Origin of the sequence: Halanaerobium saccharolyticum (assembly GCF_004362045.1) — a bacterium.
GTDB classification, from domain to species: domain Bacteria; phylum Bacillota; class Halanaerobiia; order Halanaerobiales; family Halanaerobiaceae; genus Halanaerobium; species Halanaerobium saccharolyticum_C.
On the sequence record NZ_SNWX01000050.1, the window covers coordinates 1 to 8,976 of the forward strand.

9 protein-coding genes and 2 pseudogenes are annotated in these 8,976 nt (G+C 34.9%); 9 read left to right on the plus strand and 2 right to left on the minus strand.

What is annotated here, in order from left to right; translation table 11 throughout:
• The 7 genes and pseudogenes from DFR79_RS15615 to DFR79_RS15645 form a co-directional block, all read left to right on the plus strand.
• Window positions 1-237 (plus strand): carboxyl transferase domain-containing protein (locus DFR79_RS15615; RefSeq protein WP_279512903.1); only part of this gene is annotated, 237 nt, incomplete at its 5' end.
• A gap of 99 nt (window positions 238-336) precedes the next feature.
• Window positions 337-654, plus strand: coding sequence for an OadG family protein (locus DFR79_RS15620; protein ID WP_133516396.1), 318 nt, complete (start codon window positions 337-339; stop codon window positions 652-654).
• Window positions 655-668: 14 nt separating this feature from the next.
• Window positions 669-1,091 (plus strand): biotin/lipoyl-containing protein, encoded by a 423-nt coding sequence (locus tag DFR79_RS15625; protein WP_133516397.1) that lies wholly within the window; start codon window positions 669-671, stop codon window positions 1,089-1,091.
• 11 nt (window positions 1,092-1,102) lie between these two features.
• A complete protein-coding gene (locus DFR79_RS15630) occupies window positions 1,103-2,233 on the plus strand; it encodes a sodium ion-translocating decarboxylase subunit beta (protein ID WP_133516398.1) in 1,131 nt (376 codons plus the stop codon).
• Window positions 2,234-2,295: 62 nt separating this feature from the next.
• Window positions 2,296-3,153: a class II fructose-1,6-bisphosphate aldolase gene (fba, locus tag DFR79_RS15635; protein ID WP_133516399.1), complete on the plus strand. Its 858-nt coding sequence runs from the start codon at window positions 2,296-2,298 to the stop codon at window positions 3,151-3,153.
• 71 nt (window positions 3,154-3,224) lie between these two features.
• A pseudogene (locus DFR79_RS15640) lies at window positions 3,225-3,311 on the plus strand (phosphate acyltransferase); the annotation flags it as partial.
• Between the two features lie 75 nt (window positions 3,312-3,386).
• Window positions 3,387-4,321 (plus strand): annotated as a pseudogene (locus DFR79_RS15645) (acetate/propionate family kinase).
• Between the two features lie 106 nt (window positions 4,322-4,427).
• Here the strand turns inward: DFR79_RS15645 and DFR79_RS15650 are convergent.
• Window positions 4,428-5,303 (minus strand): DegV family protein, encoded by an 876-nt coding sequence (locus DFR79_RS15650; RefSeq protein WP_166638086.1) that lies wholly within the window; start codon window positions 5,301-5,303, stop codon window positions 4,428-4,430.
• A gap of 102 nt (window positions 5,304-5,405) precedes the next feature.
• Entirely contained in the window at window positions 5,406-6,233 is an 828-nt protein-coding gene (locus DFR79_RS15655) for an AraC family transcriptional regulator (protein WP_243727829.1), read from the minus strand.
• 138 nt (window positions 6,234-6,371) lie between these two features.
• On the opposite strand from DFR79_RS15655, the gene DFR79_RS15660 reads away from it, so the two are divergent.
• Both DFR79_RS15660 and DFR79_RS15665 read left to right on the plus strand, forming a co-directional pair.
• Window positions 6,372-7,667 carry an alpha-glucosidase/alpha-galactosidase gene (locus DFR79_RS15660; RefSeq protein ID WP_133516402.1) on the plus strand — a complete coding sequence of 432 codons (1,296 nt, stop codon included), beginning with the start codon at window positions 6,372-6,374 and terminating at the stop codon, window positions 7,665-7,667.
• A 25-nt stretch (window positions 7,668-7,692) separates the two neighbouring features.
• Window positions 7,693-8,865, plus strand: a complete 1,173-nt coding sequence (locus DFR79_RS15665) for an MFS transporter (protein ID WP_133516403.1) — start codon at window positions 7,693-7,695, stop codon at window positions 8,863-8,865.
• Window positions 8,866-8,976 lie beyond the last annotated feature (111 nt).

Below are 8,976 nucleotides of genomic sequence, written 5' to 3' on the forward strand. Positions count from 1 at the left end.
AATGTAATTTACAGAAAAGAAATTAAAGCGGCAGACGATCCGGAAAAGCTGCGCCAGGATAAAATTGATGACTATAAAGAAAATTTTGCTAACCCCTATATTGCAGCCAAAAGAGGGATGGTTAATGATGTAATTAAGATGGGAGAGACTAGAGCCAAACTAATCAATGGTCTGGAGATGATGATTAATAAGCGAGAAGAGAGAAAGGATAAAAAGCATGGCAACATTCCACTATAAAATTATTGGTTAAAATAGTAAATAGTCTATTTTAGATTTTAATACTATAAAAAAGAAATGATAATATTATAACCAAAAAAGTAATAAGTAGGTGAAAGCATGAATAATTATGTACTTGGTCTGGAGTTATTAATAATTGGAATGGGAACAGTTTTTCTTTCCCTTTATCTACTCTCTGTTTTCCTTCATTTTAGTGGAAAACTTTTTGGACCAGAAAGTGGAGTTAAAAAGAAAAAAGAAGTGAAAAAGTCAAAAGTAGATATTGTTGAAAAACCAAGAGTAAAAGAGCCTGATAGGCAGGGGGTTTCTCCTAAAAAAGTTGCAGCAGTTACTGCAGCTCTTGCTGAAATGCTAAATGGTCAAAAAAATTATCGGATTATATCTATTCAAAAAAGCAATCAAAATTGGAAAAGATAGGAGATGAATAAAGAATGAAAAAATTTAGAGTTGAGGTGGATGGTGAAGAATTTATTGTAAGGATTGAAGAAATAGGAAATATAGAGAGTAGTGAAGCAGTATCCAAGAGCAGAGAAAGCGCCGGCATCATTTCTGAAGTTGCTTCAAAATCAAAGCCTAAAAAAGCTGACTCCGAGTCTAAAAAGCAGCCTCAAAAAGAGATGGCAGTCCCGTCTGATATCGGGGAGGGCGATGTTGTAGCTCCCATGCCGGGAAGTATTTTAGAAATTAACTTTAAAAAAGGTGATAGAGTCAGTAAAGGTGATGTTTTAATTATTTTAGAAGCAATGAAAATGGAAAATAAAATTACTGCCGCTCAGTCAGGAACTGTTAAAGAGATTAAGGTAAGAGTTGGAGATAGTGTTGATGCAGAAGACGTAATGCTGGTAATTGAGTAGGGGGTTAAATAATGTTAGATAAGATTTCACTATTTGTCCAGTCTACAGGTTATTTAAATCTGGGTTTAGGACAGCTGATAATGATTGTCATTGCCTCTGTACTTTTATATCTGGCAGTGGTCAAGGAATATGAGCCATTACTTTTAGTGCCTATCAGTTTCGGGATGCTTTTAGTTAATCTTCCTTTAGGAGGACTAATGTCAGCCGGAAAGGAAGGTCAGGTTGGAGGTTTATTATATTATATTTATCAGGGAGTTAAATTAGGAATTTATCCTCCAATAATTTTTATGGGGGTTGGAGCATGGACTGATTTTGGACCAATGATAGCTCAACCAAAAACTGCACTTTTAGGAGCAGCAGCCCAGTTTGGAATTTTTGCCACTATTTTTGGTGCAATTGCTTTAGGCTTTTCTCCTGCTGAAGCAGGAGCTGTAGGAATTATAGGGGGAGCAGATGGACCGACAGCAATTTTTGCAGCCAGTCAGCTCGCACCACATTTATTGGGCCCAATTGCAGTAGCAGCTTATTCCTATATGGCTTTAGTACCAATTATTCAGCCTCCGATTATGAAGGCTTTAACAACTAAAGAAGAGCGCCGAGTAAAAATGGAGCAGTTAAGACATGTAACAAAAACGGAAAAGATTATTTTCCCAATAGCCGTTACCTTACTTGGTGGTTTATTAGTACCTTCGGCTTTACCACTATTAGGAAGTCTGATGTTTGGTAACTTAATGCGAGAAGTAGGAGTAGTTGACCGACTACTCAAAACAACTCAGAATGCTCTGATGAATATAGTAACTCTTTTTTTAGGTTTAACAGTTGGGGCAACAGCCAGTGCAGAAGCATTTTTAAATGCAGAGACTATTGGTATTTTAGTTTTAGGATTAATTGCCTTCAGCTTTGGTACAGCTGTTGGAGTTATATTTGGTAAAGTAATGTATAAGCTGAGTGGAGGTAAAGTCAATCCGCTTATTGGAGCAGCTGGAGTTTCTGCAGTTCCAATGGCAGCTCGAGTTGTGCAGAAAGTGGGTCAAGAAGAAAATCCGTCCAATCACCTTTTGATGCATGCGATGGGACCAAACTTTGCCGGAGTTATCGGTTCTGCAATTGCAGCTGGTACACTGCTTTCAATTTTAGGCTAGAGCATTATAAGTCTGAATCAATTTTATGAAGAGTAGATAACACAATAGAGAGGAGTAAAAAAATGAATTTAAAGCCAATGAAAGAACTTCTTCAGGAAGCACACAAAAATAATTATGCTGTGGGCGCATTTAATATTAACAATATGGAATTTTTACAGGCTTTTGTTGCTGGTGCTGAAGAAAAGAATGCACCTTTAATACTGCAGGTTAGTGAAAGAATTATTCCCTATATAGGCCTAGAAAATGTCAGTAGAATGACAGAAGCAATTATCAAAGATGTATCAATTCCAATGGCACTGCATTTAGATCATGGGAGTAAAATATCCAGTATTATAGCAGCAATTAGAGCTGGATTCTCTTCTGTAATGATTGATGCTTCCAAAAAAGAATTTATAGAAAATATAGAAATGACTAAAAAGGTTGTTGAGATTGCACACAGTGTTGGAGTTAGTGTTGAGGCAGAACTGGGTACAATTGCTGGAACTGAAGATGGTCATACAGTTGAAGAAAAAAATTCGATGTATACTGATCCTGATAAAGCTCAAGAATTTGTAGAGAAAACAGGCGTTGATGCTCTTGCAGTTGCAGTTGGTACAGCTCATGGTATTTATAAAGGGAAGCCAGAGTTAGATTTTGAACGACTTGATAAAATAAAAAGATTACTAGATATGCCTCTTGTTCTACATGGTGCTTCTGGTGTTTCTGATCAGGATTTAAAGAGAGCTGTTAAATATGGTGTGAATAAGGTTAATTTTAATACTGATTTCCAGCAGGCATTTACTAAAAGGGTTAGAGAAATTTTGGCAGAGAATTCTGAAGTTTATGATGTTCATACTTATTGTGGTCCTGGTAGAAATGCGGTAATTGAAAAGGCAAAAGAAAAAATTACGATACTGGGCAGTAGCGGTAAATCATGGTAAATTAATTTTGTTTTGAGAAGATAAAGATCTGTTAGAGAAGCAGGTCTTTGTTCTCTACAATGGGAAAAGCACCGATTAATGATTTATCTCGCGGTTGTTCAGTAAAAGATGTTGTTAATCTGTCAGCAATTACAGCAGTACAGGTTCAAAATAAATAAAATTTATAGGGGAAGAAGATAAAGATACTTGTAATTAATAGTGGTAGTTCATCTTTAAAGTATTAATTATTTAATATGGAAACAGAGAGTGTGCTAGTAAAAGGTTTAATCCAGCGAATATGAAAATGGTGATGGAGAAAAAATTGTAATTGAAAAAGATATTCCCACCCACAAAGTTGGAATTGAATTATTAATTAAAACACTGCTTTCTAAAGATCACGGAGTATTGGAAGTTATGGTTGAAGTAGAGGCAATTGGTCACCGAATTGTTCATGGTGGTGAGGCTTTTGCAGAATCTGCTATAATTGATGTTCAGGCAATAAAGAAACCATAATAAATTACATATTTAGCACCATTACACAATCATCCCATTTGTTACCAAACGATCAGCTCAGATAATGGATCAACATTTATCAGAACTTCAAATTGTGACCTGTCATTTAGGGAATGGTGTCAGTGTAGCAGCAGTTAAAAATGGCAAATCAGTAGATACAAGTATGAGATTAACTCCATTAGAAGGTTTAGTAATGGGAACCCGCTGTGGAGATATTGATCCGGCTATCATTCCATTTATCATGGATAAGGAAGATATGTCTGCTTCTGAGGTGGATGATATCTTAAATAAAGAAAGTGGACTTTTAGGAGTTTCTGGTGTTAGCAGTGACTCGCGGGTTGTTAGGTCAGCAGCTTAAAAAGAAGATCATCAAGCAGAAATTGCTGTTGAAATTTTCAATTACAGAGTAAAAAAATATATTGGTGCTTGCCTGTAATTGGTGGGGTTGATGCAATTGTCTTTACAGCTGGTATTGGTGAAAATTCTAGAAGAACAAGAAAAGAAATATTAGAAGGCTTAAAATATTTATGTGTAGAGAGTAGATAATGAGGCAAATGACTGTCGTGGTAAAGAAGTATTTATTTCTACCGATGATTCTCAAGTTAAAGCTATGGTTATTCCAACAAATGAAGAATTGGTAATTGCCAGAGATACAATGGAATTGATAAATGGATAGTTAATTAATATCAAAAATAAAAGTGATTTAAATATTATTATTTACCAAATAATTATTTAAAAAGTGCAGCTCTCCCAATTTAAGGGGAGCAGCTGCACTTTTTTATTTATACTAAAAAATCTCCACTTAAAACAATAACAGCATAGACTGTAGGACCAACATGACAGCCTAAAGTTGCACTTATGCGGCTGTTAAAAGTTTTTAGATTCAAATTGTTGTCTTGTTTGATGATTTCTATTAATTTATTTTTTGTGTCTGTAAGATCAGATTTGCGGTCTCCGTGAGCAAATCCCAGCCAGATATTTTTTTCATCACCTATTTTTTCTTCAATTTCTTCAATGATTTTGTCCTGAGCTCTGTGCTGTCCTCTAACTTTGGCAATCGGTTTAACCTTACCGGTTTCAGTACTAATTGAAATTACAGGATTAATGCTAAAAATAGAACCTAAGAATGAGCTGGCTTTGCCGATACGGCCACCCTTTTCCATAAAAGTTAGGTCTTTAACAGTAAAATATAAATACAGGTTATTTTTTGCTTTCTTAATAGTTTTTATTACCTCATTCAATTTTTTACCCTTTTCAATTAATTTAGCAGCCAGAGTAACCAACATTCCCAGGCCCAGAGAAATAGTAGAGGAATCAAGAACAGTGATCTTTTCAGCTGCTACCTCACGGGCTGCTAATTTTGCTGATTCAAAAGTACCGCTCAAGGCTGCAGAGACATGGATAGAAAGCAGCTGATCATATTTTTGCAGCAGTTCTCTGTATTTTTTCATAAAAAGAGCTGGTGCAGGTCTTGAGGTATGTGGTAATTCTTTATTCTGATCAAGTTTATTAAAGAAAGCTTCTGGATTAATATCAACTCCATCCTGAAATTCTGCTTCCCCAAAATGAACTGAGAGAGGGATAACCTCAACCTCATATTTTTCTAGCACTTCCTGATTTAAATCACAGGTGCTGTCAGTTATAATACCAATACTCATTTTTCTGCTCCTTTCTTTAATTAAAAAGTGAATTGCTATAATAACAAACATATTTATAACTAACTATAAGAATATTCCTTTAATTTATTTTAGCATTTAAAATTATATTTGTCCATTTTTATACAGGCTGGGGGATTTTCCCATTACTTTTTTAAATATTTTAGAGAAACTAAAAGGATCTTCATAGCCCACACTTAAAGCAGCAGATTTGACCTTTAAATTATAATTTTCTAAAAGCAGAGCAGCTTTTTCCATCCTGAATTCAATTAAATACTGCTGTGGTGAGAGATCAAGGAGTTCATCAAATAACTGCCAGAGATAAGAGCGGTTTAAATTCAAATAGCTGGCAATATCAGCTATTTTCAAATCAGGTCTGGAATAATTGCGGTCAATATAATTAACAGCTTTTTTGAGATATTCTTCTTTTAGATTTTCATCTCTATTTAGTTTTTGTTTATTAGCTTCTATTATTTCAGCAAAAAAGAAGTACAGCAGCCCCAGCAATTTAATTTCTTTAGATTTTTTTAAATTACCCGTCTGGTTCATTTCCGAAAATATATTTGATATTTTTTCTGGATTCTGAGCTCTAAAATAAGGGTTTTCTCTGCTGATTCCAGCTTCTTTTAGATAATCTTCAGCTTTTAAGCCGGTAAAACCGATCCAGGAATACTGCCAGGGATTGTCCTGATCAGCCTGATAATAAGAGATAAGATGAGGCCAGATTACAAACCCCTGCCCCCTGTTTAGTTCAAATTTACTATTATCAACTTTAAAGATGCCTTTACCGCGATGAATATAGTGGATTAAAAAATAATCTCTAACTGCCGGTCCGTAACTGTGACTTCTGCCGCACTGCTGAGAACCACAGATATGAATTTCCATATCAGTTAGATGAAGTCGATCAATATTCAAATCCTGTTCTCTGGCCATCATAACCCTCCCTGAACAAAATAATCAAAATTAAAAAACTAACATAAAAACATGTATTTTTGACATAAAACCATTTATATAAACATAGTACTATGGATATAATAAAATTACAAACTAAATTTAGAAGGAGAGATAATAATGGCTAAAATTACTTTTATGGGTGCAGGGAGTACTGTTTTTGCAAAAAATGTACTGGGTGACTGTATTTTAACACCGGCTTTAAGAGATTCAGAGTTTGCCCTTTATGATATTGATCAGCAGAGGCTCAAAGATTCGGAGATGATGCTAAAAAATATTAACAGCAATCATGGTGAATATGCTGAGATAAAAGCATATACTGATCGTAAAGCCGCCCTTACCAATGCCGATTATGTAGTAAACGCAATACAGGTTGGAGGTTATGAACCTTCAACAGTAATTGACTTTGAAATTCCAAAAAAATATGGGCTGAGACAGACAATCGGTGATACACTGGGTATTGGTGGAATATTTAGAGCCTTAAGGACTATTCCGGTAATGCTGGATTTTGCCCGAGATATTGAAGAAGTTGCTTCAGATGCCTGGTTTTTAAATTATACCAACCCAATGTCAATTTTAACTGGAGCCATGCTCAGAGCAACTAATGTTAAAACAGTTGGTTTATGTCACAGTGTTCAAATCTGCCATGAACAATTATTGGAACCACTTGGGATGAGCACTAAAAATCTGCAGTATAAAATTGCAGGGATTAATCATATGTCCTGGCTGCTGGAGATAACTCGTGCTGGTAAAGATCTTTATCCTGAAATTAAAAAGAAAGCATTAAATAGGGAAACTCCACATGATGACATGGTTCGCTATGAGTTGATGAAGCGCTTTGGCTATTATATAACTGAATCAAGTGAACATAATGCAGAATATCACCCTTATTTTATTAAATCTAAATATCCAGAGTTGATTGAAAAATATAATATTCCTTTAGATGAATACCCGCGCCGCTGTGAAAAACAGATTGCAGAGTGGGATAAGATGCGGGATGAACTGGTTAAAAACGAAGAATTAGAACATGAGCGGACTCACGAATATGCATCTTATATTATGGAAGCCATGGAAACAGGGAAGCCATATAAAATTGGCGGTAATGTTTTAAACACCGGTTTAATTGAAAATTTACCGCAGAAAGCAGTGGTAGAGGTACCCTGCCTTGTTGACCGCAGTGGAATATCCCCCTGTCATGTGGGAGAATTACCGGAACAGCTGGCTGCACTCAACCGAACAAATATAAATGTTCATTTAATGACAATTAAAGCAGCCTTAGAAAAAAAGAAAGAATATATCTATCAGGCTGCCCTGCTTGATCCTCATACTGCTTCTGAATTATCTATTGACGATACCATTAATTTATGTGATGATTTAATAGAGGCCCATGGTGATTGGCTGCCTGAATATAAATAATAATTAGTTGGGTGGGGTTGAGAGAATGATCAAAAATAAAAAGAAAATAATAATACTGGCATTTACAATAATGTTTATGGTAGGTGTTGTTAATAATATTCGAGGCCAGGTTGGTCCGTATATCATGGATGACTTTGGTCTTAATTACAGCCGTCTCGGTTTTTTGCTTTCTTTTATCTCAATTGGCTCAATGCTAGTATATTTTATCAGCGGTAAATTAATTGAGAAGTTTGGACTTTTAAAAATTCTTTTTTATGGGATAATCCACAATATATTGTCCCTGACAATTGTTTATTTATCATCTAATTATTATGCTTTAATATTTGCATTATTTTTAGTTGGGGCAGGTGTTACCATTTTAAGTATTTCTGCTATTAATCTAATTTCAATTTCTTACAGTGAGAAAAGAGGGAAGATGATCAACTTACTCCATCTTTTTTATGGAGCTGGAGGAATAGTTGCCCCTTATTTTGTGACTTTAGTTTTAAAACTAGGTTTTAGCTGGAATTATTCATTTTTATTTTCAATTGTTTTGCTGGTAATTATCTTTTTTGAATTTAACTCAGCCTCACTTCCAGAAATAGAATCTGATGGAGAAATGGTTATGAGAGCAACTTCAGATCTGATTAAAGAGAAAAAGGTAATTTTATTTTCCTCAATTGTATTTTTTCAGGTAGGAGTTGAATTTTCTCTGGTGACCTGGCTGGCCCCATTTTTAAAAGATGTACAGGGCAGAACAGACCTGACAGTAAGTTTTTATCTTTCCTTGTTTTTTATAACTTTTACTCTAGGAAGATTCCTGGCCAGTTTTATTGTTGAAAAAATTGGCTATTATAATTATTTGATCTTTACCGGTGGTACTGCAGCTTTCTTGATTTCAATTGCTTTACTTGGTGGTTATAACTTTACTATTTTAATACCGCTTTCAGGTTTGTTTTTAGCAGGACAGGTGCCTACACTTCAGGCTGCTATTCTTGATAGTTTTGGAAGCAGTGGGATTAAAGTGGTTGGTTTTGCTCAGACTGCAGGAATGATTGGACTGACTGTGCTTTCTAATTGGGTAGTTGGTTTTATTAATGATTTTATTGCTGTTAAGGCAGGATTTATCTTTTTAGTTATAATCTTAGTTGTGGCAATGATAATTACATACTATTTGAAAATGATAACCCGGCAGGATACAGCAGAGTATAAAATTTAAACAATTAAAAAACACTTGAGCTAGCCCCTCTAATCTTGGACAAGCTTTAATATGATTTATTAAACACAGTTTCTCAATAAATTTAACTACTTATGCAGCAAATTTAATTCC

What these genes read in the sequence shown, in the direction of transcription:
- DFR79_RS15620 (WP_133516396.1), top strand. Translation starts at nt 337, where the DNA reads ATGAATAATTATGTACTTGGTCTGGAGTTATTAATAATTGGAATGGGA.
- fba (WP_133516399.1), top strand. Translation starts at nt 2,296, where the DNA reads ATGAATTTAAAGCCAATGAAAGAACTTCTTCAGGAAGCACACAAAAAT.
- DFR79_RS15660 (WP_133516402.1), top strand. Translation starts at nt 6,372, where the DNA reads ATGGCTAAAATTACTTTTATGGGTGCAGGGAGTACTGTTTTTGCAAAA.
- DFR79_RS15650 (WP_166638086.1), bottom strand. Translation starts at nt 5,303, where the DNA reads ATGAGTATTGGTATTATAACTGACAGCACCTGTGATTTAAATCAGGAA.
- DFR79_RS15665 (WP_133516403.1), top strand. Translation starts at nt 7,693, where the DNA reads ATGATCAAAAATAAAAAGAAAATAATAATACTGGCATTTACAATAATG.
- DFR79_RS15630 (WP_133516398.1), top strand. Translation starts at nt 1,103, where the DNA reads ATGTTAGATAAGATTTCACTATTTGTCCAGTCTACAGGTTATTTAAAT.
- DFR79_RS15625 (WP_133516397.1), top strand. Translation starts at nt 669, where the DNA reads ATGAAAAAATTTAGAGTTGAGGTGGATGGTGAAGAATTTATTGTAAGG.
- DFR79_RS15655 (WP_243727829.1), bottom strand. Translation starts at nt 6,233, where the DNA reads ATGGCCAGAGAACAGGATTTGAATATTGATCGACTTCATCTAACTGAT.